This is a genomic window from Armatimonadota bacterium (genome assembly GCA_016223145.1).
GTDB lineage: Bacteria > Armatimonadota > Fimbriimonadia > Fimbriimonadales > Fimbriimonadaceae > Nitrosymbiomonas.
The window spans coordinates 190,373-215,416 of the sequence record JACRPN010000008.1; the positions used below are offsets into that span (position 1 = coordinate 190,373).

15 protein-coding genes are annotated in these 25,044 nt (G+C 60.6%); 7 read left to right on the forward strand and 8 right to left on the reverse strand.

Going from position 1 to position 25,044, the window contains the following annotated elements:
- Positions 1-2: 2 nt before the first annotated feature.
- Positions 3-764, forward strand: coding sequence for a TatD family hydrolase (locus HZC36_06060; protein MBI5706537.1), 762 nt, complete (start codon positions 3-5; stop codon positions 762-764).
- Positions 765-1,110: 346 nt separating this feature from the next.
- Here the strand turns inward: HZC36_06060 and HZC36_06065 are convergent, their stop codons facing one another.
- From HZC36_06065 to HZC36_06080, 4 genes are all read right to left on the reverse strand, one after another.
- Positions 1,111-1,437: a hypothetical protein gene (locus HZC36_06065; GenBank protein ID MBI5706538.1), complete on the reverse strand. Its 327-nt coding sequence runs from the start codon at positions 1,435-1,437 to the stop codon at positions 1,111-1,113.
- Positions 1,438-1,445: 8 nt separating this feature from the next.
- Positions 1,446-2,078 carry a 50S ribosomal protein L25 gene (locus HZC36_06070; GenBank protein ID MBI5706539.1) on the reverse strand — a complete coding sequence of 211 codons (633 nt, stop codon included), beginning with the start codon at positions 2,076-2,078 and terminating at the stop codon, positions 1,446-1,448.
- Between the two features lie 104 nt (positions 2,079-2,182).
- Positions 2,183-2,584 carry a cytidine deaminase gene (cdd, locus tag HZC36_06075; protein MBI5706540.1) on the reverse strand — a complete coding sequence of 134 codons (402 nt, stop codon included), beginning with the start codon at positions 2,582-2,584 and terminating at the stop codon, positions 2,183-2,185.
- 4 nt (positions 2,585-2,588) lie between these two features.
- Positions 2,589-4,922 carry an endonuclease MutS2 gene (locus HZC36_06080; protein ID MBI5706541.1) on the reverse strand — a complete coding sequence of 778 codons (2,334 nt, stop codon included), beginning with the start codon at positions 4,920-4,922 and terminating at the stop codon, positions 2,589-2,591.
- A gap of 81 nt (positions 4,923-5,003) precedes the next feature.
- Between HZC36_06080 and HZC36_06085 the strand changes: the two genes are divergently transcribed.
- The gene (locus HZC36_06085) at positions 5,004-5,675 is read left to right on the forward strand and encodes a hypothetical protein (GenBank protein MBI5706542.1); all 672 of its coding nucleotides are present in this window, start codon (positions 5,004-5,006) and stop codon (positions 5,673-5,675) included.
- A 210-nt stretch (positions 5,676-5,885) separates the two neighbouring features.
- Here the strand turns inward: HZC36_06085 and HZC36_06090 are convergent, their stop codons facing one another.
- Together HZC36_06090 and HZC36_06095 are read right to left on the reverse strand one after the other, a co-directional pair.
- Positions 5,886-7,223 carry an extracellular solute-binding protein gene (locus HZC36_06090; protein MBI5706543.1) on the reverse strand — a complete coding sequence of 446 codons (1,338 nt, stop codon included), beginning with the start codon at positions 7,221-7,223 and terminating at the stop codon, positions 5,886-5,888.
- Between the two features lie 376 nt (positions 7,224-7,599).
- Complete coding sequence (locus HZC36_06095; protein ID MBI5706544.1) at positions 7,600-7,995, reverse strand: hypothetical protein; 396 nt, start codon at positions 7,993-7,995, stop codon at positions 7,600-7,602.
- 93 nt (positions 7,996-8,088) lie between these two features.
- On the opposite strand from HZC36_06095, the gene HZC36_06100 reads away from it, so the two are divergent.
- Positions 8,089-10,362, forward strand: a complete 2,274-nt coding sequence (locus HZC36_06100) for a family 20 glycosylhydrolase (protein ID MBI5706545.1) — start codon at positions 8,089-8,091, stop codon at positions 10,360-10,362.
- A gap of 141 nt (positions 10,363-10,503) precedes the next feature.
- Here the strand turns inward: HZC36_06100 and HZC36_06105 are convergent, their stop codons facing one another.
- Entirely contained in the window at positions 10,504-12,717 is a 2,214-nt protein-coding gene (locus HZC36_06105) for an alpha-galactosidase (GenBank protein MBI5706546.1), read from the reverse strand.
- A 498-nt stretch (positions 12,718-13,215) separates the two neighbouring features.
- Here HZC36_06105 and HZC36_06110 point away from each other — a divergent pair, with 498 nt between their 5' ends.
- The 4 genes from HZC36_06110 (at position 13,216) to HZC36_06125 (ending at position 22,606) form a co-directional block, all read left to right on the forward strand.
- Positions 13,216-15,723, forward strand: coding sequence for an ATP-dependent Clp protease ATP-binding subunit (locus HZC36_06110; GenBank protein ID MBI5706547.1), 2,508 nt, complete (start codon positions 13,216-13,218; stop codon positions 15,721-15,723).
- A gap of 700 nt (positions 15,724-16,423) precedes the next feature.
- Positions 16,424-18,562 (forward strand): site-specific DNA-methyltransferase, encoded by a 2,139-nt coding sequence (locus tag HZC36_06115; protein ID MBI5706548.1) that lies wholly within the window; start codon positions 16,424-16,426, stop codon positions 18,560-18,562.
- Positions 18,563-20,623, forward strand: coding sequence for a DEAD/DEAH box helicase family protein (locus HZC36_06120; protein MBI5706549.1), 2,061 nt, complete (start codon positions 18,563-18,565; stop codon positions 20,621-20,623).
- 738 nt (positions 20,624-21,361) lie between these two features.
- Positions 21,362-22,606, forward strand: coding sequence for an NAD(P)/FAD-dependent oxidoreductase (locus tag HZC36_06125; GenBank protein MBI5706550.1), 1,245 nt, complete (start codon positions 21,362-21,364; stop codon positions 22,604-22,606).
- 232 nt (positions 22,607-22,838) lie between these two features.
- Here HZC36_06125 and HZC36_06130 read toward each other — a convergent pair whose 3' ends face one another.
- Entirely contained in the window at positions 22,839-25,025 is a 2,187-nt protein-coding gene (locus HZC36_06130) for a PD40 domain-containing protein (protein MBI5706551.1), read from the reverse strand.
- Positions 25,026-25,044: the final 19 nt, after the last annotated feature.

Genomic DNA, 25,044 nt, shown 5'->3' on the forward strand with positions numbered 1-25,044 from the left:
CCGTGGAGATCTTCGACACCCACTGCCATCTGAACTTGCCGGAGGCTTTCTCCGACCCTAAGGCGGCTATCGAGGAGGCTCGGGAGGCGGGCGTGACGCGGTTCGTCGTTGTGGGGATCGACGGCCCCTCCAGCGTTCGGGCCGTCGAACTGGCGGAGCGCTTTGAAGGTGTCTACAGCGCTGTCGGATGGCACCCAAACAGCGCGGCAACCTGGGGTCCTGAGGCGCGGGGCCTGGTTGAGGAACTGCTGAATCACCCTCGCACCGTGGCTTTGGGCGAGATTGGGCTTGATTACCACTGGGACTTTGCCACCCCCGAGCAGCAAAGTGTCTGCCTCGTGGACCAACTCGACATGGCGAAGGACGCCGGCAAACCGGTGGTGTTCCACTGCCGAAACGCCTATGACGATCTGCTCAGAGTCCTGGAAGACAGACCGGGTCAGCCCTACTTGTTTCACTGCTTTTCGGGGACCGACGAGCACGCGGAACGGTGCCTGGCCATGGACGCGCTGTTCGGGTTCGATGGGCCGCTGACTTACAGGAATTCGGAGGGTTTGCGAGAGCTCTTTGCGCGGCTCCCAGAGACCACCCTGGTACTCGAGACCGACAGCCCCTACCTGTCGCCGGAGCCGCTTCGAGGCAAGCCCAACCGGCCCGCCTACCTCCGATATGTGAACCAAACCGCTGCCCATGTCCGTGCCCTGCCGCCCGAGAAAATGGCGGCGATCACCACATCGAATGCCATGAGGTTCTTCGGCATTTGAAGCTGTCCCATAGACCTGGAAGACACGTGCCAGAAGGACAAAGGACCGAAGGGACGCGGAAAAGTAGCCGCAGGTCTTTAGCCGGCGTCCGGGAACCTAAGGGATCGTCTGTAGGTTTGCCGCTCCCAATCGGCCGATGTAGCCCAGGCGTCTCGCCTGGGTTGCCCGCTGCCTGAACTTGAACTCAAGCGATCTATAGTAAGGTGACTTGTTACCGATTTCGATCAGGCGACTTGTCGCCGCGAAAGCCTCAGCAGGGGTGAGGGAACCAAGCCTTCCTTAGGCAAAGGTGCTGCGAGTCCTAACGGACAGTCATCGGCACTGCGGCCTGCCGTACCAGTTCCCGTCAGTTTCGCCGCCGGCCGCGGCCCGCAGGTTCTGCCGTCACTTCGACCTTGGGTTCACTGCCCGAACCCGTGGCCGGGGGCTCTTCGTGCTGAACCCCCGACGATGCCGGAGGCTCGCCGTGTCGGTCGGCGGCCGGCTCATAGTCGGCAGGCTTCATTAGCCGGGGTCCAACAAGGAAATACCCTGCCAGGGCAAGCAAGGCTGGGACCAGGATCCACTTGATCAGGTAGCGTGCAACACCGCCTCGGCGGCGACGCCTGGCTTGCCCCGCGGGGCGCTGGGTGGACTTGGCAACAGGTTTCGAGGCTGGCGTCGTCTTCGCCAAAGCGGGGCTTATTCTCCGTCGTCCTCAGACTTGGCGCCGACGATTTCCGGCTCCACGCCGCCATCCTCGACAGGCGCTTCTTCAACTTCTGCCGCCCTTAGAACCTTAACGGTCACCACGATGGCTTCGGCGGGGGTGATGCACTCCACGCCAGCAGGAAGCTTGAGGTCGCCGGCATGGATCGAGGCACCGAGCTCCAGTCCGCCGACCTCGACCTCGATCTGCTCAGGGATGGCCTTGACCTGGCCCTTGAGTTTGACGTGTGTCGTGGGGTGGAGCAGGGAAGCTTCGTGTCGGGCCACCGTGTCTGGCGTACCCACCGAGACCACCGGAACATCCAAGGTTACAATGTCGGTTCCTGCGACCTGCATGACCGAGACATGGATGATGGAGGTTGCCAACGGGTCTTTCTCGATCTTGGTGATCATGACGTCGCGGGCGCCGGATTCACCCGAAACCTTGATCTGGAACTGGCGATGGGCCTGGCGGATGATGTCGCGAATCTCCTTCTCGTTAGCCTGAACGGCCACGGTTCCCTTGCCCTTTTCGATGATGGCCATCGGGACGACGCCCGTGCGGCGCAACTGCTTGAGCGTGATGGAAGAGTCGGTGGATCGGGGTTCGGCGTTAAGGACAGACATGGCGGCGGGTTCCTGGTGTTTGGATGAACGCAGAGTGTACCTGAAGCGCCACAGGGCATCCACCTCGCTTCTGCGGGCAACCAAGATCTCTGATCTCTTGTCCCCTATCCCCTATCCCTTCCGAGTCTAAACGCATGTGGCAATAGCTCGCTGAAGCGAAGGGACCGGATCCCACCAGAATCGTCCACGCAATGCACAAGGACATCCTCGGGACTCTCGATGAACTCCGACATCACCTGCCGACACGCCCCACAGGGAGTCCCGGAATCTTGGGTTGCAACGACAACCTCACGGATCGAGCGGCAGCCCGCCGCCACCATCGCGAAGATTGCCGTCCGCTCGGCGCACACAGTGAGACCATACGAGGCGTTTTCGACGTTGCAGCCTGAATAGATGACGCCATCCGCTCCTAGCACCGCTGCGCCGACCGCGTAGCCGCTGTAGGGGCAGTAAGCGCGCTCCCGGGCCTCGCGTGCGGTGGCGACCAGGGCATCGAGGTTCCCCATGGCGTTACCTTAGCACGGCGATTGTCACGCCGTGCCCCCCTTCACCCGGTTCGCCCTCGCGGTGCGATGCGACATGAGGGTGCTTTCGCAATCTCTCACGAACCAAACCTCGCAGAATCCCCTCGCCCTTGCCATGCACGATGCGAACGCTGTCGCAGCCAGCCAACAAGGCGTCGTCCAGGAATTTCTCAAGCTCCTCGAGGGCTTCTTCGGCCCGCTTGGCGCGTATGTGCAGCTCTCTGCCAACGGACATGGCCTTTTGAAGTGAGAGGTTCTTCTGCGCCTTCTGCGGGCTGCGCTGGAGCAATTCCACGGGTGTGAGCTTGGTGCTGGCCACCGTGATCCTCAAAGGGCCGATCTGCACGGCGACTTGGGCCTTTGTGGGCTCGTCCAGAAGCACTCCCGCTTGTGGGTAGCCCTCCACCTTTACCTTGCAGCCCTTTTCGAGCTTAAGCTCACCTGGGGCCTCCTCGGGTGTCATCTCGAACTGAGATTTCGCCTCTTGCCCCAGCGATTGAAGCGCCTTCAGGTTGCCCCGGGCGGCTTGGACCACCTTCTCGTCCACCTTGGCCTTCTTCAGCTCCTCGAAAATCTCCTCCGCTTCTATCCGGATTTCGCGAAGGGTCGCTTCGATCTGGGCGCTAGCCTGGGCGTGGACGGTCCGCCGGATCTCGTCGGCTTCCTTCAGCTTGCGCTCGGCGGTTTCCTGGACCTTCCTTAGCTCGTGGAGCCGCTTGTCGGCGTCGCTCTGGGCGATGCGCGACTGGCGCTGTGCAAGCTCCAGCTTCTCCATCATCAGCCCGACGTCTTCGGCCTCGGACCCCAAGGACTCCTTGGCCTTTGTCACGACGTCGCCGGGAATCCCGTACCGCTCCGCGATCTTGAGCGCGTGGCTCGCGCCAGGAGCGCCCATGATCAGCCGGTAGGTCGGGCGCAGGGATTTCACATCGAACTCCATCGCGGCGTTCTGGAACCCGGGGGTGTTGTAGGCGAACGCTTTCAACTCACCATAGTGGGTACTCGCAAGCACGATCGCGCCGCGGCCGGTGAGTTCGCTGAGGATCGCCTTCGCCAGCGCCGCGCCCTCAGCCGGGTCCGTGCCCGCTCCGATCTCATCGAAGAGCACCAGCGCGCCCGGGCGCAGATGCTTCAAAGCGTCGGCGATGTTTCGGATGTGCCCGCTGAAGGTGGAAAGCGATTGCTGAAGGCTCTGTTCGTCGCCGATGTCCGCCCAGACCTGGGAAAACGCCCCAAGCTTCACCTCGTCAGCCGGGGGAAAGAGCCCGGATTGGGCCATCAGGGCGCATAGGCCCACACACTTGATCGCCACCGTTTTCCCACCTGTGTTGGGTCCGGTGATGAGAAGTCCTCGATCGCCAAACCCCACCGTAATGGTCACGGGTACCACACGGTCAGGATCGAGAAGCGGATGCCGAGCGCCAGTGAGGGCGATCCCATAGCCGTCCCACTTCTTGGGGAGCGCTCCTTTGAAGTCATAGGCGAGCCGCGCGCAAGCCAGGACAAAATCGAGTTCCCCGGTGCTCTCGATCCCCTCTCGCGCGAGTTCCGCCACGGTCCCGATCAGGCCAGAGAGCTGGGTCAGCACGCGCTCGCACTCCTCCCGCTCGGCCGATTCGGCTTCCCGCAAGGCGTTGCCCATCTGGAGCACGTCCTCGGGTTCGATATAGACCGTCTGCCCGCTCGCGCTGCTGTCGTGAACGATGCCGCGGATCTTGCCTTTGTGCTCGGCTTTTAGCGGGACCACGTATCGGCCCTCGCGGGTGGTGTAGATCGGGTCCGAGAGCCACTCGCGCGCCTTGCCGCTGACGTAGCTCTGTACGCGGTCCACAATCTTGCTCTGGGTCGAGCGGATTTTCTGGCGGATTCGGCTCAGTTCGGGGCTCGCCGAGTCCTTGATCTCTCCGCTCCCTTCTACGGAACTGAAAATGCTGTCCTCCAGCCGCGGGGCCTCGGGCGCGTTCTGAACGAAGGGCCAGAGCTTGGGAAAGTCCCCCCGGCGGGAGTCGAGATAGCGCTTCATCCCGCGCATCGCCGAGAGCGCCGAGCCGATCTCGTAGATCTCCTGCCCACCCAGCGCGAAGCCCTTTTCCGCACGGGTGAGCGCTGAGCGCACGTCGCGGATCGCACCCAACGAGGGCGGCGACTCCTTGCCAATAAGGGCATAAGCCTCGGCGGTCAGTGCGAGCCGTGCCCAAACCTCTGCGGCATCAAACGATGGAGCCAATTGGCGCGCGATGTCGCCTCCGATCGCGGTCTCGGCGCGCGAAGCGAGCCGACTCCGAATCGCTTCGAACTCCAACACGTCCAAGCTATGCATGGTCCCTTACAGATTGTGGCAGGAGACGCCCAGGGCCACACGCAGGTACCCTCCCACCGTAGAACAGATCAGGAACTCAAGATGATTACCGTTGCCCTTACCCTCGCCTTCGCCACCGCGACACCGTCGCTTGCCGCCGATACTTATCTGCTCGATCCCTCCGACGACGTGTGGGTTTATCCTCACGCTGGGGAGCCTGGAACCGATCCGCTCATGCGCATCTGGGGCGTCAGTGGTTTGGCGGCCGCGAACAAGGGCGAGCCCGCGGACGATTTCTCCTATGGCTACCTGAAGTTCGACCTCTCCGGCCTTCCCAAGAGCCTAAAAGTCACCGAGGCCACGCTGAGCATCGCCTTGCGCGACAACCCCGGCTTCACGCCGGATCAGGCCAAGGCCGCGCCGCTCGAAGTTCGCTTGATGGACGGCGACCTAGACGAGAAGAAGTGGAGCCACAGCATGGTGACGAAGGTCTTTCCGGACAACAAGAAGGAGTCCGTGCTCGGCTCGAGTTTCCCGGAGAAGTGGGAGGCGGACAAGCCGGTGCCGCTTTCAGTCAACTTGATGCAGGCCAAGGAGCTTTTCCAGCAGGGATTTAAGAGGGCCATGGGGGCGGATAGGCCTTACCTTCTCTTTGCGCTGACGTCGAGGCTCGACCCCTCTGAGGTAGGACAAGGCGCGATCTATCGGGTTTACACGAAAGAGGGCCCAAAAGGCTCACGCCCGGTGCTGAAGATCGTGGGAGACAAGCAATAGCCCGGCCGAAAAGCGAAGGGCGAAGGGCGTGGCAGAAAAAGCCCCCTCCTCGTTTTGGTTCGTAAGTGCTTCCGAGTCCCGGCTTGTCGGGAAGGAGGGGGTTGTCGCAGATCCCGCCGAGCGTAGTGAGGGAAACGTAGTCGGGAGGGGTGGAGACGGCCCTAGCGCTCTAGTGCCTTAAACCCCTAACGCCTAACGCCTTAGCGCCGCTCACTTCGCCAACTTGTGCTTCTTGATGCTATCGTCGGCGCGCGTTTTCTCGGCGGCGGCTTCGACCCGGTCGCAAAAGCCCTGCGGCGTGAGTTTGCCGGTCAGCATAGCGGTGAGCGCGTCCTCGGTTTCCTTCTGAAACGCCTTGTACCAGTCCTTGTACTGAACGGCCCAAACGGCGGTGCTGGCTTTCAGCGCGTCGGCCGCGCCGCGAAGCGTCTCTGGCATTTCGGCGTCTTCAGAACCCTTGATGGCCATCAACGTGCCCTTTTCGGTCACGAACTTTTTGGCGTTGGTCAGGCTGGTCATGTACTTAAAGAGGTCGATCGCCGCTTCAGGGTTCTTGGCATCGGTCGGCACCATCCAGGGTTCAATGCCGATGATGAGCGCGGTCGGATCGCCCTTCCCGCCCTCGACGTACGGCGGCAGGAAGAACCGAAGCTGCACGCTTTTCGGCATAACGTTCTTCATCTCAGACTCCAGCCACGTGCCGCAGGTAACCATCGCCGCGCGGCCCTGTACAAACTCCTGCTGAGACTCCGTGTGGCTCATCGAGACCGCGCCCTTCTGAAGGTAGCCCTTCTTGTTCAGTTCGTCGATCATCATGGCGGCCTGGAGCATCGCAGGGGATTTCCAGGCGCCGGGCTCCAGGTTCTGGGCCGCGTCCACGGCCTCCATGCCTCCAACGCTGGCCGCCCAGGGGAGCAGCATGCCGTTGGCCATGTAATAGGGGTATTTGCCCTGGAAGGTGATCGGCGCGAGCCCTGCAGCCTTGATCTTTTCGCAGAGCGCGAGCAGCTCGGCCCAAGTCTTCGGGGGCGTCCAGCCGTTTTTGTCAAAGACGGCTTTGTCGTACCACCAGCCGTAGCACATCACGTAATAAGGCAGCACGTACTGCTTGCCTTCCAGTTGGCCGAGCTTGAGGATGGCGGGATTGAAGGTGTCGCGCCAAGTGCCTTCACCCTCCCAAGCCTTGCCGTCGAGCGCGGGTCCGAGGTCCCGTAGCTGGCCCTCTTCGGCGAGCGCCCAATGGTCCATGTCCCAACCTGGAAAGGCCAGGTCGGGCGGATTTCCGCCGATGAAGCGGGGCCGGAGCTGGTCCCAGACGCGCGGGTTGCCCCAGACGTTGGTTTTGACGCCGGGCTTCAGCTTCTCGTACTCCTTGGCGCGGGCCTCATAGAAGTCGATGCCGTAGCCGCCCTTGAACGCCGCGACCTCAATCTCGCCGCTGGCGGACTGGCCATCGCCGCCGGGCCCGCCGGAGTCGGCTCCGCCACTGCATCCGATCATCGAAACCGCCACCACAGCGGCCAAAAGGCTGAGGAAAGATCGCTTCATCGTGAGTCTCTCGAAACACCGAGGGGTGCTTGCCGATATGATAGCCCGGAACCCGCAATTCAGGCGAGGGGGAGCCTAGCGAAAGGGGGATGGGCGAAGGGCGATGAGCGAAGAGTGAGGGGCATGGCATTCCGTCTCTCCCCACGGGGGACAGGCTGTGAGCCAACCCAACAGGGTGAGGGGGACGGGCGGCGCGACATAGTGTGCGACATGCGATGGAGAGGGCTCAACTCAGGCCCAACGGGCCGACGCGTCTCCTCGAAGGGCGCAGCCCCGGTGGAGTATCCGTCGAGATTGGACAAGCCCTAAAGGGGCGGCCACCTTTGATCCACGGTCCCGCGGATGAACGGGCCGTTTCGGCTCCGCCAGACGCGAACTATTTGCCAGGCGGGAAATACCTTCCCAAGACAACCACGACCGCAAGAAGCACCCCGATACCGAGCAACGTGCGGCAAAAGCCCATCAGCGTCTCGATCCGCCTGACTCGGTTCCCTTCATCTACATTGGCGCGCTTCACCAGTTCGGACCCTTGGAGCCGTTCCGCGAGCTGCCGCACATCCGGATACATCTTGAGGCCTTGCATAAGCACATCAGGCGTTGCGCGCTGTTCGAGCGCCAGCCGCAGGTCGCGGAGCTTCTGGCGGCTCTGTTTGAGCTGCCAGGCCAGCACGAACACCACAATCGAACCAGAAATTGCGGCGATGGCAAGGGGCAGGGCGACCGTGAGCAGTCCGGCGTAGGCCTTGATCAGAATTTCGTTTACGGTGTCCATGGGTTCCGGCTCTTCTTAGAGTGCAGAAGGCGGTCGCTTTGTTCGACATTGTCATGGATTCCTCCTTGCGGATCGGTGGGTACGCTCTAAACGATGGTCAGCTTTGTGGCAGCGTTGCTCCTTACTCCTTGGTCCTGCGGGGCGGCCCCAGACTGGACCCTCATCCCCACACCCAAGTCAATACGGTCGAAAGGCGGCTTCCTGGAACTCTCGAGCACAACGCGAATCGTGGCGGCAACCCCAAAATTGATGCCACTCGCGAAGATCCTGGCGGACGAGGTCTATCTGACGCAAGGCGTTCGCTGCCGTGTGTCTTCCGGAAGGCCGTCAACTGGCGACATCGTGCTCACCCTCGACCCAGCCCTGAAGGCGGGACGCCCGATAAGGACGGTGCGCGACAAGCGCTTCACGACGACCACGGACGGCGCCCATCACATTGCAGTTACAGATCGAGTCGTGGTGTCTGGTTTTAACTATCGCGCTGTCGCCGAGGGAACGGCGACGGTGCTTCAGCTCCTTCGAGCCACCAAGAAGGGCCCCGAAATCCCGAAGGTCGCCATCGACGACTGGCCCGAAGCGGACTACACCACGGTCATGGTGGACGTGGGCCGGCAGGAAATCCCGATCGCCACACTTAAGCAGTGCGTGGATGCCTGCAGATTCTACAAAGCCCGTTATATGCAGCTTCACCTGAGCGACGATCACGGCTGGACCTTTCCCAGCACAGCCTTTCCGAAGCTCGGCTCGCGCAACACCGGCGCACACGGTGGTCTGGCGCCGAAGGTCTACGACCTGAAGGCGTTGAAGGAACTCGTGGCCTATGCCGATGCCCGTGGGGTGACCTTGGTTCCGGAATTCGAGACCCCCGGCCACAGCGGCGCGATGCGGCTGGCGATGCCGGAGGTCTTTGACGACGTCTCCCCTCCCTTGTCTTCGCGAAGCGAAAATGCTTCCGAGTCCCGAGCTATCGGGAAGGGAGGGGCAGGGGGAGGGAGACAGGAAGCCCACCTGGCCGTCCTGAACATCGCCAACGACGCGATCTATCCTGCGCTCGACACTCTGGTCGGCGAGATGTGCGACGTCTTCAAGAGTTCGCCGTACTTCCATATTGGCTGCGACGAGACGATCTGGCACGTGCTCGAAGCCCAGCCCGCCACCCAAGCCTACATGAAGGCCCACGGGATGTCTGGCGTTCACGAACTCTTCAAGCAGCACGTCAACCGGATGATCGAGATCGTCCGCAAGCACGGCAAAGTGCCCTTGGCCTGGGAAGGGGTGGCGCTCGACGACGGCATGAAGGACCAACTGGCGGTGATGACCTGGGTGGGCAGCGCCAGGACCGCCGAATCCCTTCAGAAGCAGGGGTACACCACAATCACGGTCCCTTGGGACCTTGGCGTTCCGTTCCCCGAGTGGAGCATGTACGAGTGCAACGGCAGCAAACTCACGCGGCAGGACCGAGTTCTGGGCGCAATGGTGCCGTTGTGGGAGATGAGCGCTGGCGCCCTCATCGAGACCTACATCCCCAGAATCCCCGAACGACAAGAGCGAACGTGGGGACCGGACAACCGCTTCGAGGAGCCCGAGTTCGTCATTCGGAAGCGCTTCCTCGAAGCGAGGCTCGCCAAAATCATCAAACCCGTGACAATCGAGGCACGCGGGCTGCTCGGCGAGCCCGGCGCAAAGGGCAGCGAGGTCCACACGACGATGGCCGAGACTCTGGAATCGGGCAAGCTGCCGCCGATTTTCGCCGGAGAACTTGAGGTTAAGCTCGCCAGCTCGATTCCAGGAGCGATCATCCGCTACACGTTGGACGGTTCCGCGCCGACTTCAACCTCCCTTGGGTTCATGAGGTCGCTCAAGCTCTCCGCGAGCGCGACCGTCACGGCGGCGCCCTTTGACGCTTCGGGCCGCCAGATCGGCCACGCAAGCGCGATGAGTTTCGCTTATGTGGACTTCGATAAGTCACTCACCTTCGGCAAACCGGTCACTGCCTCAGGAACGGAAGCGGAGTTCAAGCCGGAGTACGTCGTGGACGGCCTGGTTCAACGAGAGAAAGCTTGGTGGGGCCCGCCTGCGCCGCAGTGGGTCCAGATCGACCTGGAAGCCGAGCACGATTTGAACCGAATCGATGTCTTTCCTTTTTGGGACGGCGCAAGGGCCTATCAGTACACGGTAGAGGTCTCGGCCAACAAATCGGCGTGGACCTTGGTGGCCGATCGATCCAAGGCAAACGAAGTCGAGACCGAGAAGGGGCACAGGCATACGTTCACACCCATTCGAGCCCGATACATCCGGGTCAACATGCTCCACAACACGGCGAACACCAGCGTGCACATGGTTGAGGTGCGGGCATATGGGGGATGAATACACCTCGCCCTTAAGGGAGAGGTCGGTGAACGCAGTGAACCGGGTGAGGGTGCTTCGGCGCCACACACATGGAGGTCCCTCTCCCCTCGTGGGAGAGAGGCCGTGAACGCACTGAACGGGGGTGAGGGGGAGCGTGCCCTAACGAATCACAAGCCAAGCCCGGCCGTAGGGCTCGACCTTGACCTTTAATCGAATCCGGAAGTCTCTATCCACCGTGAAACTCCCTCGGCTCACCTCTTTCGGATCGTTTGCGTGCTTTTGTGTCTTGACAAACGACCCTTCCGCCACCCTCGCCGAGCGCGTGATGCCCGTGTAGTAGAGCGGAAGCACGATCTCCTGCTCAAGCGGTTGGCCCGAAGGGTTGTAGACCATTGCGAGGCCCTTGATGGGCAGCGACGGATTCACATGCAGTGCCACATCCAGGGTCACCCCATCGGCGCGTTTGACGTGGATGACGTCCGATTCAAGAATGTCTCGGTACGTCTTGAACCAGTTCACCCATTTCTGGACCACGGCCATCGTCTGCGGCGCGTCGTAGAGCCGTGGGCCTCGGTAGCAACTCTGTGCTCCGTAGCCGAAGTTGTTCGCCAGGTGCTGCTCGTAGTCCATCAGGTGGTCCTTGAGGGGCTCAATGGTCGCCTCCTTGCCGCCGCCCTGGTACTCCACGAGCGGCGTCATCATCCAGCCCATCGTGGGGGTCTTTTCCCAGGTGCCGTCGAAGAGGTTCTGGCGGGCATGAATGTGCTGCTGCTCCCTCGGGAGCGACCAGTTCGACTCGCGGTAGCCCATGCCGGTCTTGTTCGAGCCCTGCAGGAAGTAGTTGTCGGGAACGTTCAAGTAGATCCCTTTCGCGCGAAAGGCGTGATAGAGGTCCGTGATCTTCTGGAATTGCTTCCACTGGGAGTCTCCGAGACCCGCATGCCCAGAGTGCTTGGTGCTGGCGCAGACGTCGCCAGGGTAGCTGCCGTCGTGCTCCAGCAGGTCGAAGCCGGTGCGCTCAAAGAAGTTCGCGATCTTCCGGAAGTACTCTGCTCCCCAATCCGAGCAAAGGCAAGGCGAACTGCCAAACACCGCGTCTCCCGGCTTGCCGGTCTTGGGGCTGATGACATCGACCTCCGGGCTCACGCTTCGGCTGGCGAGCAGGGAATAGCCGCCCAGCTCAAGCCCCTTTGCCTTGGCATAGTCCCGAAATCCCTTGAACTTGGCGAAGTTCGCTTCGGACTGGTCCTCCATATCCAGCCCCGACCAGAAGCTGATGATCACCATCTCGAACCCGCAGGACGCCGCCTGGTCGATCGCGGTGAGCACGACCTTGGGGTCGGTGCTGGTCAGGTGCAGCATGATCGGGTTCTCGGTGCACCAGGGTGCCAGTGTGCGGAACATCCTTCGGACTGCGAGCCCCTGGCGCTCGCGGTCGGAGTCGTCGTGGACCAGTTCGAACACCCTGAACGTGCTGAAGGTGTCGCCCGGGGCCACGTCGATTTCGGGGCCAACCGGCGAGGAGCAATCGAGCACGCAGGGCGTCTTCAGGTTGTAGTTGACCTGGGTTCGATACTCGGGGTCGGAAACCCACCTGGCCGCCTGATTCGAGGCGCTGAGCGCCATGCCCGCGAAGGTATAGTCGGTGGTCGCGAATAGGTGCGATGGGCGCCACCCCGAGGCCTCGTCCACTGTCGATTCCGCCTCAACCACCCGCAGCTTCTCTGCGGAAAACTTGTCGACGCGAATCGGTTTGGCCGAGCCGTTGCTCAGGCTGACCTGCTTTGCGAGCAGTGGAATGCCGTCGTAAAGCTCATAGCGAACATCGGCGATGACCCGCTCGCCAACAGTGCTCGGCGCGGCGAAATGCAGCGTAAGCGACGCTCCCGGCGCAGGCCACGGGAGATTGGCCGCATGGCGGACGCGTTTCCAGTCGAACCGCTTCTCCGTCTTGCCCACCGTGAACCCAATGAAGCGGAACGCGTTCGGGTCCGCCTTCATCGTGTCCAGCCAGGCGGGCTTGAGGAACGCCAGATTGGGCTGCCCCAAGAGCCCACCAACAGCGAACTCCTTGCCGTTCAGCGCCAATAGGGCTTCCGGCGAAACCGCGCGCAGAAGCGATTCGCCGGTCACCAGGTTGTCGAGACCCACCGTCGCCGCATTTGGAGACAAGCGGAATCTGCGGGCAACCAGTCCGTTCGAGAGCACGATCTCGTTCGGCTTCCCGGTCCGATAAACCCCCGCTTCGGCGCCAGTCGTCTTGACCAGCCAGTCCCCTTTGGCGGGGCTGGCGGGCAGCATAGGGAGCGCGTGAACTGCTTGTTCGATCGGGTTCGTTGGCATGACGAGAGAAAGGAGCACCGCAGCGAGCATCGGTGCCTCTTTTCGACGGGCAATGGCGTGAGTCCTGTCTCGGGTAAGGAAGGTCAGAGGGACGGAGGGACGGAGGGACGGAGGCCGTCCGAGCCCCTCCCTCGTCTTGGTTCGCAAGTGCTTCTGAGTCCCGGCTTGTCGGGAAGGGAGGGGTTGGGGTGGGAGACTCGGGGAAGTGAGGAGATGAAGGGATGAAGAGATGAAGAGATGAGGGGACAAAGCGCCTCCAGACCCGGCAGACTTCCTGGTACCGTACCCCTAACTCCCGCCGCCTCACGTCCGACAATTCTCCTAAAGGGTCGTTCTGGTACTCTGGGTTTTGTACTGGGACACGCCAAGGAGTGGGCCGACCGAGCACAAGGAAGCATTCTGGGAAGGGGTTATGAGCCCAAATCCCGATCGACCGAGTTGACGAAGGCCTAGTCATCGTAGAACAGAAGTGGGATTTCGGACGTCACAAAGGCGTCGGAACCTCATCAAGGACGGTTTCAGAAAGCTATGTGGCAACGGTTTACGGAACGGGCACGAAAGGTCGTTTTTTACGCGCAAGAAGAGGCGCAGAAGTTCGGTGAAGGCTATGTCTCGACCGAGCACCTGCTGCTCGGACTCGTGCGCGAGGCAGACAGCGTTGCCGCACGTGTGCTGGAGAAGCTCGGCGTCAGCTTGAGCCGGATCCGCGCGGAAGTCGAAAAGCAGCTCCCGAGGGGAGAGTCCAGGGCCAACCAGGACATGACGCTGACCCCGCGTGCCAAGAGAGTGATTGATCTGGCTTATGACGAAGCTCGGAATCTGAACAATAACTACATCGGAACCGAGCATCTGCTTCTCGGCCTCATCCGGGAAGGCGATGGGCTCGCCGGACGGGTTCTCAACAAACTCGGCGTCGAGCTTGAACGGGCAAGGAAAGAGGTCATGGCGCTCCAAGATACGGAGACCCAGACCAAGATCAGCTCGGGACGCGCCTCCCAGACAACTTCAACCAAAACCCCCACCCTGGACGAGTTCGGCCGCGACCTGACCGACCTCGCCCGCGAGGGCAAGCGCGACCCCGTGGTCGGGCGAATCAGCGAGATCGAGCGCGTGATGCAGATCCTCTGCCGCCGCACAAAGAACAACCCCTGCCTTATCGGCGACCCGGGCGTTGGAAAGACCGCCATCGCCGAGGGCCTCGCGCTGCGCATCGTCAGCGGCGACATCCCCGAACTCCTTCGCGACAAGAGAATCGTTGCGCTGGACCTGGCGGGCCTCGTCGCAGGCACCAAGTACCGTGGTGAATTCGAAGAGCGCATGAAGAAGGTCATGGAAGAGGTTCGCAAGGCCGAGGGCCAAGTGATCCTCTTCGTCGATGAGCTTCACACCCTTGTCGGCGCGGGCGCCGCAGAAGGCGCCATCGACGCCAGCAACATCATGAAGCCCGCACTGGCGCGCGGCGAACTGCAGTGCATCGGCGCGACCACGCAAGACGAATTCCGAAAGTACATCGAGCGCGACGCCGCTTTGGAGCGACGGTTCCAGGCCGTCAAGGTCAAAGAGCCCAACGAAGACGAGGCCGTCGACATTTTGAAGGGACTCCGCGAGCGCTATGAAGCGCACCACGGCGTTGAGATTACCGACGACGCCATCCTCGCCTCGGTCCAGCTCTCCAACCGCTATATCACCGATCGATCCTTGCCCGATAAGGCCATCGACCTGATCGACGAAGCCGCCTCGAGGGTGAGGCTCCAAAAGAGCCTGCCGCCGCTGGCCATCCGCCAGGACCGCTCCAAGCTGAACAAGCTCAAAGAGGAACTGGAGCACCTGACCAAGCGCCCGCACGACTCAGCGGAAGCCACGAAATTTGAAACCGAGATCGACGAGCTGGGCAACAGCCTGGCCGAGCGCGAAGAGGCCTGGGAAGCTGAAGAGAAGCCCGAGCCGATCGTCAACGAGCACGAAATCGCCCAGATCGTCCAGAGCTGGACCGGCATCCCCGTCACCCGACTGGTCGAAGCCGAATCGCAGAAGCTGCTCAAGATGGAGGACGACCTGCACAACCGAATCATCGGACAGCACGAGGCCGTCGCCGCCGTCAGCCGGGCGATCCGCAGAAGCCGCAGCGGCTTGAAGGACCCGAAGCGTCCCATGGGCACGTTCGTGTTCCTTGGACCGACCGGCGTCGGCAAGACCGAACTTGCCAAGGCTCTCGCTGCGTACCTGTACGAGAAAGAAACCAACATGGTGCGCATCGACATGTCGGAGTACATGGAGAAGTTCACCGTCAGCCGGCTCGTTGGAGCCCCTCCGGGATACGTCGGCTACGACGAGGGCGGCCAGCTCACCGAGCAGGTGCGCCGAAACCCCTATTGCGTGGTGCTCCTCGACGAAATCGAGAAGGCCCACCCGGACGTCTTCAATATCCTCCTCCAGATCATGGAGGACGGCCAACTCACCGATAGCCAGGGCCGCACGGTCGACTTCAGGAACACCCTGGTCATCATGACCAGCAACGTCGGCGTCAAGCCGATCGAGCTGGAAAAGGGCCTCGGCTTCAGGGACACCAAGCAGGACATCAACGACCCGCGCGTCTACGAGAACATGAAGAACAAGATGATGGACGAGATGAAGAAGCTCTTCCGTCCCGAGTTCCTCAACCGCGTGGACGAAGTGATCGTGTTCCACCACCTGATGAGAGAAGAGATCCTGCGGATCGCGGACCTCTATCTGAAGCGCGTGAACGACTCCGCCAAGGGCCTCGGCATCACGGTGGAGCTCAGCGACAAGGTGAAGGACATGCTGGTGGACAAGGGCTACGACCCGAACCTGGGCGCTCGCCCGCTGCGAAGGGCGGTCCAAAGGTATATCGAGGACCCGCTCAGCGAGGAGTTGCTCTACGGCCGGTTCGGAGAGGGCGATGTGATCATCGCCGACCTGGACCCGACCTCCGACGTCCCCGGCGGTCAGGTGGTCTTCCACAAGAAAGAAGACACCCCCCCACCCAAGAAAAAGGAAAGAGTCGGCTCGAAGTAACTTCCGGTCCCCCTCCGTGGTTTTTACGCAGTCGAAACTGAGGAGGGAGAAGATCCCGCGCCTCACGGGAGGGTTAGGGGGTGGAGACTCTGGAAATGGAGCGCAGACATCCCTGTCTGCACCCCGGCGCACAGGCTTCCAGCCTGTGCCACTCAGTTCCCCCTCCTTGTTTCTGCCGAGCGGAAATGAGGAAGCTTCCGAGCCCCGACGTGTCGGGAGGGTTAGGGGGTGGCGGTTCCGTTCCGGGCGTAGCCGCAGTTCTTCAGCCTGCGTTCAGAGTGGCTGAAGCCGCACCCCAAAAAACACAATGCCTCCGGTCCAAAGGAGGTCCGGAGGCTCGATATGGACACCGCGCTTACCGCGCCGTGTCAGTCTCATTTGCGCTTTGGCTGACGCTGGCTCAGCGCCGAGCCCGCAGCCGTCTTCGCAGCTTTGCTGGTGCTGGTTGAGAGCACCTTGCTTGCTTCCGAAGCCGCCTTGCTCGAAGTCTTCTTACAACTTGCCATCGTGGGCTACCTCCTCTTAAGTTTGTGAGACCTCCCCCGACTTACGTCTTGCCAATCGACCTTTGGCAGAAGCCTCAATCTGTTTGACGTTTCAGCTCACCATTTGTGCGGGTGAACTAGCGAGAATCGCAAAAAAGTTCTACCGGTACAAAGGAGTCTCTCCGTCCGCGTAGAATGTCCATATTACAAGGACCATGCCCGAAGAGACCCCTACTACATTGGCGGACGTTGCAGACCTCGAGCGAATTCAGGCTGAGTCGGAGCGGCAGGCGCTGCCCGAGCAGGAGCGCGTGTTTCGGGTTGCCAAGCGGATCAGCTCCAAGCTTCACAACCTTCCCGACCCGACGAACCCGCCACTTGGGTTCACGCCTGGAAAGGGGTTCGACGAAGTGTTTCCGTTCATCCGATTGCCTCACCTTGCGCCGAATCTGAATGGGGATTGGGTGCAGTTTGGGAGCCCGGAGCTTGAGCCGAACCGGCTGTACTATGGCGACAACCTCCAGGTCCTAAGGACCTTGCCCTCGAACTCGATTGACCTGATCTACATTGACCCGCCTTTCTTTTCGGGTGCCGATTACAACGTCATTTGGGGCGATACGAATGAGGTCCGCACGTTTAGCGATATATGGGAAGGTGGCATGCCGACCTACCTTGTGTGGCTAAACGCTCGGCTTTGGGAGATGAGGCGAATCCTAAAAGCAACGGGGTCGATTTATGTCCATTGCGACTGGCATGCAAGTCATTACATAAAGGCCGAGATGGACAAGATATTTGGCTACGAGAACTTTCAAAACGAGATTATTTGGCAACGCACGTCTGCAAGAAGTGACTCGCATGGCATCAATCACATCCACGACGTCATCCTTTGTTTCTCCAAGTCCGGTGCGCCACACTATAACATTGTTCATACGGCATACGACGAAAAGTACATCTCTGACTTCTATCGTCATGTTGAACCAATCACGGGCCGACGCTTTCGGGTCTCGGACATTACAGCAGCAGGCACCCGCCGGGGTGAAACGGGAAAGCCTTGGAGAGGAATTGACCCAAACAGAAATGGAAGGCATTGGTCCAACGAGCCCGCCGAGCTGGACCGATTGGACGCAATTGGCCGAATATTTTGGCCTCAAAAGGATGGGGGAATTCCAGGGTACAAGAGATACCTTGACGAAATGGAGGGAGTTCCTTTGCAGTCCATTTGGACTGATATCAGCCCAGTTGCGGCCCAGAGCCTTGAGCGCATTGGATACCCTACCCAAAAGCCAGAAAGTCTCATGGATAGAATTATCTCTGCAAGTACGAACGAAGGCGACTTAGTTGCAGATTTCTTCATTGGCGGAGGTTCGACAGCAGCAGTTGCAGAAAGACTGGGTCGACGGTGGCTTGTATGCGATTCTTCACGAATTGCTGTTTCTGTAACTCTGAATCGTCTGGTAAAGGTGGGCGAGGAAATGACGGGAGTCTGCTCAAATTTCGGGCCGCCCGGTCAGGCTCAAGCTAGTTTGGATCTTCCATCGGACAGACAGGTCCCCGACATCCGCGTGCATTACGTTGGCGTCTACCCAATGGACCGGTTCAAAGCCGTAGACCAACCGACTTTCGACGAATTCGTTCTCAAATGCTTAGGCGCGCAGATCGACAACAGCGACAATCCGATCACAGGCTGGCGTAGCGGGCGCGAGCCGCTGAAGATCGGCCCTGCAGACCCTGATGTTGCTCCCGATCCGCGTGATCTGCAGGCATTCTTCGAAGCCTGCCTGAAGCACCTTAAAGAGAATGTGAAGCTTGCACCAAGATATGTATGCTGGCGAACCTCTCCGGAGCTCGTGGCCTATCGAAAGCGACTCTCGGAATACGTGAAGCGTAACGTCCAGACGCGTGGGGCCGACATGGATCTGGACTTCCTACTGATCGACAGCGAGTCGTTTCGTGAGCGGGTCCGCCAGAAGTACCCTGACGCCGACGACTCGGAGTTTCTGCTTCGATTCACCAAGGAACCGATCATCGGGGAGATCGCTTGCGAACACGTCTTCGGGCCTCGCAAATACAAGTTCGAAGCTCTCGATGCCGATAGCGCTAACGTAGGCGGCTACCTTGTGAACTGCCAATGGGACTTCGACTACCAGCGCGGCCACTTTGCCGCGCATCGGGATTACGTTTTGAGCCGCGGCGAACTCAAAGGAAAGGAAGCCAAACTCGCAGGGCGGAAGTTTGAGGCGATCCTAGTTGCCGAGCACCAGTTCGCAAACCCGGGTCCCGTGGTCGTCGCATGCCGGGTCCAGGACAACTTTGGAGCTGAGGCTATACGAACGCTTGAGGTCGAGGTTGCCTAATTGAACCACGCCTTCGCGCCCCACGAACGCAACTTCACGGATTGGCGCCAATCAGGATATCCGGGCATCGGGGCGGGCGAGGACTTCATGCGCCACCTGGACCATGACTTCCCCATTCCGCTCTGGCCGCATCAGAAAGAAGCGATCCAGCGATGCATCTATGCTTGCGAGGTTCTTGGTTGGAAGGATTTGCTGACCAACATCGTGACCGGTGGCGGAAAGACCACGATTATCGGCGGAGTTGTCGCCTACATGACCCAGGTCCACGGCATTCGCCAACACCTGATCCTGGTGCCCAACACGATTGTTCGAGAACGTATCTTGGACGCATTTCAGCCGACTTCGAGCGACTTCGTTTATCGTGGGTTTCCCTTCTTCTTCGGGGCGCACGAGGACGATCCCAAGAGGTTGGCCGTTCACGTCATGAAGGTCGGTGAGTATTCAGCTGGCATCCGAAGCGCGAACATCATTGTAGGCAACATCCACCAGCTTTACGAAGGAAAGGACAACTGGCGGGTGGTGGCCGAAAACTGCGACCAGCTCTGCATCTACAACGACGAAGCGCATAATACGCGCGCAGACCAGTACAACGACCTCATCAACAAGCTCAAGCCGAAGCGCTTTTTCCGACTTGATACGACGGCAACGCCGGACCGCCTGGACGGCCTTCATCCCGACAGCGAAATGATCTGTGAGTACGGCATCCGTCAAGCGATGCACGACAACATCATCAAGCGCATCGTCGTCTTTGAGCCCGAGATCGAGAAGGTCACCTTCACCTATTACGACTGGGAGACCCAAAAGGAGATCACCGCCGACGAAGTGCCCTGGGCCGAGATCGAAGCCCGGAAGATTCCTGCTGTCCGATACACGATGAATCCAGGGCCGATGGGTCAACAAATCGGGATCGCATTGGAATGCCTGAAGCACCAGCGGCGAACCGTTCCTCACGGTGAAGATGGGAAGCCACTGTGGAAGCCCCTGCTGTTTGTTGTGGCTCTAAACATCGAAGACGCCAAAAACGTCACAAAGGCCCTGGAAGAGCAGAGCCTGAATGGTGATCCGATCAAGGTGCTACTGATTCACAGCGAGTCCGAGGATGAAGCCAAGGAAGAGGCTATGTCCATCAACAAGGACATGCGCAACTGCAAGTACGACGCCATCGTGTCGGTCATGATGTTGCGCGAAGGCTGGGACGTGAAGAACATCTCGGCAATTTTGCTTTTCCGCAAGTTCTCGTATAAGGAAGTCGGGAACCAGAAGTATTCGGTGTATGGCCCGCAGGTGATCGGGCGTGGTCTGCGACGAGCAAACAAGCGGCGCGACATTCGGGAACAGTGCCACGTCATCGACCACCCAATCTTCAAGCACGACTGGCTTTGGGACATGCTTGCCGCTGACCGGTACCAGGCTCCGCTGAATCCTGGGGATGTCATCGACGAACGAAACATGCCTAAGCCGAAACCTCAAACCGAATTGGACCTAGACGCCGAGGAAGCAAAGAAGATTGAGGAATTTGACTGGTCAAGCCTGCCGCCTATTCCCGAGCCAGAGGTCTTTGAGCCGATTACCGATTGGCGGAAGTTTCTGGACGATTTCGAGTACGACATGCGTGGCATGATGATCGATCAGAGAATTGCCCAGATTCTCTCCCGCAATCTTGATTCCGGAATGGACACGCTGGATCGTAGCGACATGCCTCAGATAGACGCCAGCCTCCTCAAGTCGGAGGTTCCTGCTGAACTGGCAGAGCTTCGAAGCCGCCTCATCAAGAGAGTACGCGACCTAGCACGAACAGCCCTTCTAAACTATGACGGCCAAGCCGACACCAGGCAGGAGGTTCTACTTAGGGTCATTCACGAGCACATCGCAAGACGGTTCACGTTTGGGCAGCGGTTGCGGGAGGTCGAGGACCTGAAGCTGCTGGCACAGACGTGGCACGTTTTCGACCAAGTCAAATCGAACTTCTACGATGCGCGCCTTGTCGCGAGCATTCTGGCAAAGCCGCCGCGGGAGGAATCCAATGGAGAGCGTCCGGGGCACGCTTTCGAACCTGCGTAGGTCAACTCATTCGACCGAATCGTATGATTCGCTTTTGGAGAGGGACTATATGCTGGAATTGGATCAAGATCCCGCTGTCAAGGAATGGACAAAGCGCCATGGCATTGCGATCCCTTACCGATGCTTTGGTCTTCCCCGGCGCTATCTCCCGGACTTCCTAGTGACCTTCAATGATGGTTCGCGGGAATTGCACGAGACCAAGGGCCTTCCGCTGATGTTTTGGCTGACTACAAAGCTCAAGCGAGAGAGTGCCGAAGCGTATTGCCTTCGATTGGGATGGAAGTACAAGATGATTACTCGGGGCTGGAAACGGCGATCCGAGCTCTTGAAGTAGTAAAGGCCCCTAGTCGATTCAGCATCTCCTTAGGCGCATCTCACCAGTGGAGAATCATCGGGAATGGTCGAGAGAAGGTAGACAAAAGCCGACCGAATATTGTCGAGAATTGCCAGCCGCCCAACCCAGTCATTCTGGATTTTCCACATTCGCCACCGCGCTTCCGGGCCCAAGCAGCGGTCGGAGACGTGTTCGCAGAACAGATTCCTTCGAGCCTCTAGCGCTACTATCGATAACACAGTTCCAAAGTACCGAAAAACCGGAAGTGAATGAGTATTTGGAGGATTTCAGGGACGGGAGGCGGATGTCGGATGACGGATGTCGAATTACGAATGTCGAATGCCGCTCCGGGCCACATCCCACATTCAGCCTCCAACATCCATCCGACCGGCTATCATTCCCAAATGCCTCGATACTTCGACCATTTGCTCCTGGGCGGGGGGACCGCCTGCGCCTATGCCGCCGTCAGCCTGAGAAAGTTTGAGAAGAGCCAGTCTGTCGCCATCCTCGGCGAGGAAAACGAGCACCCATACGACCGCCCGCCGTTCACCAAGTACTTCCTCTGGAACGACGCCAAGTCCATCAGCGACTTTCACAGCAAGGACGAGAGCTTCTACCCCGAGAACAACATCGAGCTGATTCCCGGCACCCGCGCCGCCAGCATCGACATTCGCGGCCGAAGCGTGCGCACCGAGAGCGGGGAAGAGATCCACTACAGCAATCTGCTCTACGCCCTGGGCAGCGAGCCCGTGAGACCTGCGATCGAGGGCGCAGATTCGACTTGGGTGCTGCGCTCGTGCGCCGACAGCGCCCGCATCCGCGACGCCGCGACCAAGGGCGCGAAGGCGGTCATCGTCGGGGGCGGATTCATCGGATGCGAACTGGCCAGCTCTCTTGCGGGGCGCGGCTGCGAGGTCACGCTGATCGAGCACGGCCCCAAGCTGCTGGGCCGCGTGGGGAGCCCGACCACCGCGAGCGCTGCGCAAAGGGAACTGGAAGGTAAGGGCGTGAGGGTCGTCACGGGCGCCTCGGCGAAAGCGGTGCGCGGCGGCAAGTCGGTCGAGACCGATCAGGGCACATTCGAAGGCGACTTCGTGGTGTTTGGGATCGGGGCACGGCCCCGCACGGCGCTGGCGAAGGAATCGGGACTGCAGGTGGGCGCGCAGGGCGTCTTGGCGAAGGAGAACCTACAGTCGGTGACGGATCCCTGCATCTGGCTGGCGGGCGACGTCGTGGAGTATCCGGATCCCCACCTTGGCGGGAACTACCGGGTGGAGCACCACCTCCACGCCAAGGCGACGGCCGATCGCGCCGGCGCGGGCATGGCAGGGCAGATCGGCAACTTCGACGCCGTGCCGTACGTGTTTTCAGACATCGGGGACCTCTCGTTCCAGCAGCGCGGCTACCCCGAGAAGGCGGCCAAGACGTATGTGGTTTCGAGCACAGAGGAGCCGGTGATCACCGAGATCTTCCTGTTCGACGACGGGCGCATCGCGGGGTTTGCCGACTTCCGTAAGGACTATAAGGCTCAGGACCCCTATTGCGAGCTGTTTGAGAAGCTGATCAAGGCCCGGGCTGTCGCCGGGCCGCTGGAGGCTGAGTTCCGGGAGGGGTTTGCTCTGGAGAGGTTGGAAGGGCTGTTGAGGTGAGTGGATGAGCCGATGAGTGGGTCAGTGGGTGAGTCGGAGAAACGGTGAGACGGAGAGCCGGTGAGACGGAAGGTGTTCAGATGTCCCTTGTCCCTCCCGGAGTCTCCCACCCCAACCCCTCCCTTCCCGACAAGCCTGGACTCAGAAGCATTTACGAACCAGAACGAGGGAGGGGCTCGGAAGCAGTTTTGCTGCGCAAGACCAAGTGAGGGGCTTTGCTTCTCGGGATGCTCTACCGCCGGTGGCCGCGGCGGGTTCGGCCGAACAGGTAGCTTTCGATTCCGCCCGACGCGCGCCCCGTCAGCGACGACCAGTAGAGTCCTGCGCCTATGGATTGGTCGGAAAGGATCTGGGTGCGGCTCGCACCGGTCGAGGTGCACGTGTACACGCCGTAATCCGCAAGGTCGCCGCCGATGACGGCGAAGGCGAGGTTCGTGCCGCCATCGTCATAGGTCGGCCCGTATTCGTCCAGGTTCACGTTGGTGACCCTGGTCACACCGGTGCCCGTCGAGGTCATCGTGTAGATGTCGAAGTCGCCGTTACGGTCGGTGCTGAAGGCCACCCTGGTTCCGGCCTTGTTCCACTGCGGCATGATGTCGTCTGACGTGTTGCTGGTGATGTTGGTGAGGCCAGTTCCATCCAGGTTAATGGTGGCAATCTCACCCAAACCCGACACAACCCGCGTGCAGACGATCTTGTTCGTCGCGTAGCTCAAGTGGGCTGCCTCGATGTTTGCCGTTCCACCCAGGCGCGTTGGCGAACCGCCTGAGGCGTTGACTTTGTACAGACCCGAATCGCCGAGCGTGGGCGAGGCCGTGTAGACCAACTGCGTGCCGTCGGATGTGTACTGGATCGTGCCGTCGTAGGTGTAGTTAGCGCTGGTGATCCGGGTCGCCCCGGCAAAGCTTGGCGTCGTGTTGATGTACACGTCGTAGACTGCGTTCGCGCTCAGGGGATCTGGCGAATAGAAGAACGCCCAATGCTGCCCATCCGGGCTCAGCGTCGCGACCGTGATGTTGAGCGGAAGCGAGAAGATGGGGGTGCGGTTGGCCCCGTTGGGGTCCATGTAGGCAAGGTCCGTGGTCAGGTTGCCCGAATTGAACAGGCTATAGAAGATCTTGTTCGGGGGTAGGGCCCCAAGCACGGTTACGTTGGCCGTCTGACTCTTGCCCGCGCCGACTTCGGCGAGCTGCACCGTCGCCGTGCCAGGATTGCCCGCGGTGAACAGCCCCGCAAGAGTCACCGAACCCGAACTGGCGCCGCTTGTCACAGACCAGGTGAGCGCTCCAGATGGGAGAAGCAAGGTGGCGTTGGCGGCGTTTTCGGCATGCCCCACCAACTGGAGTTGCTGCCCCGCAGCGAGCGAAAGCGGCTGGTTCTCGATAACCAAATGGTCGATCAAGGACTGCAAATTGCCAGAGACGTTGACCTGGGCGGTCTGCCCGGCGAACACGCTCACATTGACGGTCGCCGTCGCGACCCTGGTGCCTCCACCATTCGTTTGCGTGTAGGCGTCGACAACCATCGGATAGGTACCGATGTCGAACTGCTGGGCGAACTGGGCCGACCCCTGAGAGCCCGTGTCTCCCGAGCGATTGATGGTTACCGTATAGGGGGTGCTGTTGAAGGTGATCGTCGCCTTCACACTCTCGGCGTAAGGCGGCACGTAGCGTCCCCGCGAGGGCCAATCCACCTTCACGTTGACATTGCCCTGCCCGCTCGCTGGTGTGACGGTGACCGCGGCCGTGTCCGACATCCCGGAATATGCCTCCGTCATTTGGACGGTGACGGTCCCATCGGCAATGCCCGTAAAGAGCCCGGAAGAAGTCACCGAGCCAAAGCTGCCACCGGCCGTCACCGTCCAGGTGAACGCCGAACTGGGCAGCAGAAGGGTGGCGTTGGAGGCGTTTTCGGCGTGCCCGAGGAGTTGGGCAGAGTTGCCGGTGGTGACCAAGATCGGTTCGCCGTCGATGACCACGTGGTGAACGGTCGAGTTGAAGTCTGCGGAGAGCAGCGCCGTGGTCTTTTGGCCTGCTGTCACGGTTACGGCTCGATTGCCGGTGGCCACGATATCGCCGTTTCCGTTGGTGTTGGTGTAAGCGGCGATCGCCATGTTGTGGGTGCCGACGGTGATGGCCTGGGGGAACGACACGGTGCCCGTATATCCGGTGTCGCCGGAACGGTTCAACACCACCGAAACCTGGTTCGAGCCATCGGTGATCGTCGCCTTGACGCTGTTGGCATATTTGGGCACGTTCTGGGCGCGGGAGGGCCAATCGACCTGTATCTCAACGGTGCCGGTTTGTGCTCCTCCGCCTCCGCCCCCGCCTCCGCCTCCACAGCCAGGAAGAGCAAAGCCGAGCAGCGCCAAAAGGAGTAGGGCGAGCAGCCCGTGGTGTCGATTGCGAATAGTGGCCATGTTTCTGTTAGGTTGGACT

Excerpts from the sequence above, each read along its gene's own strand:
- HZC36_06095 (MBI5706544.1), bottom strand. The coding sequence starts at position 7,995 with ATGGACACCGTAAACGAAATTCTGATCAAGGCCTACGCCGGACTGCTC.
- HZC36_06110 (MBI5706547.1), top strand. The coding sequence starts at position 13,216 with ATGTGGCAACGGTTTACGGAACGGGCACGAAAGGTCGTTTTTTACGCG.
- HZC36_06090 (MBI5706543.1), bottom strand. The coding sequence starts at position 7,223 with ATGAAGCGATCTTTCCTCAGCCTTTTGGCCGCTGTGGTGGCGGTTTCG.
- HZC36_06080 (MBI5706541.1), bottom strand. The coding sequence starts at position 4,922 with ATGCATAGCTTGGACGTGTTGGAGTTCGAAGCGATTCGGAGTCGGCTC.
- HZC36_06115 (MBI5706548.1), top strand. The coding sequence starts at position 16,424 with ATGCCCGAAGAGACCCCTACTACATTGGCGGACGTTGCAGACCTCGAG.
- HZC36_06130 (MBI5706551.1), bottom strand. The coding sequence starts at position 25,025 with ATGGCCACTATTCGCAATCGACACCACGGGCTGCTCGCCCTACTCCTT.
- HZC36_06125 (MBI5706550.1), top strand. The coding sequence starts at position 21,362 with ATGCCTCGATACTTCGACCATTTGCTCCTGGGCGGGGGGACCGCCTGC.
- HZC36_06105 (MBI5706546.1), bottom strand. The coding sequence starts at position 12,717 with ATGCTCGCTGCGGTGCTCCTTTCTCTCGTCATGCCAACGAACCCGATC.
- HZC36_06070 (MBI5706539.1), bottom strand. The coding sequence starts at position 2,078 with ATGTCTGTCCTTAACGCCGAACCCCGATCCACCGACTCTTCCATCACG.
- HZC36_06085 (MBI5706542.1), top strand. The coding sequence starts at position 5,004 with ATGATTACCGTTGCCCTTACCCTCGCCTTCGCCACCGCGACACCGTCG.
- cdd (MBI5706540.1), bottom strand. The coding sequence starts at position 2,584 with ATGGGGAACCTCGATGCCCTGGTCGCCACCGCACGCGAGGCCCGGGAG.
- HZC36_06100 (MBI5706545.1), top strand. The coding sequence starts at position 8,089 with ATGGTCAGCTTTGTGGCAGCGTTGCTCCTTACTCCTTGGTCCTGCGGG.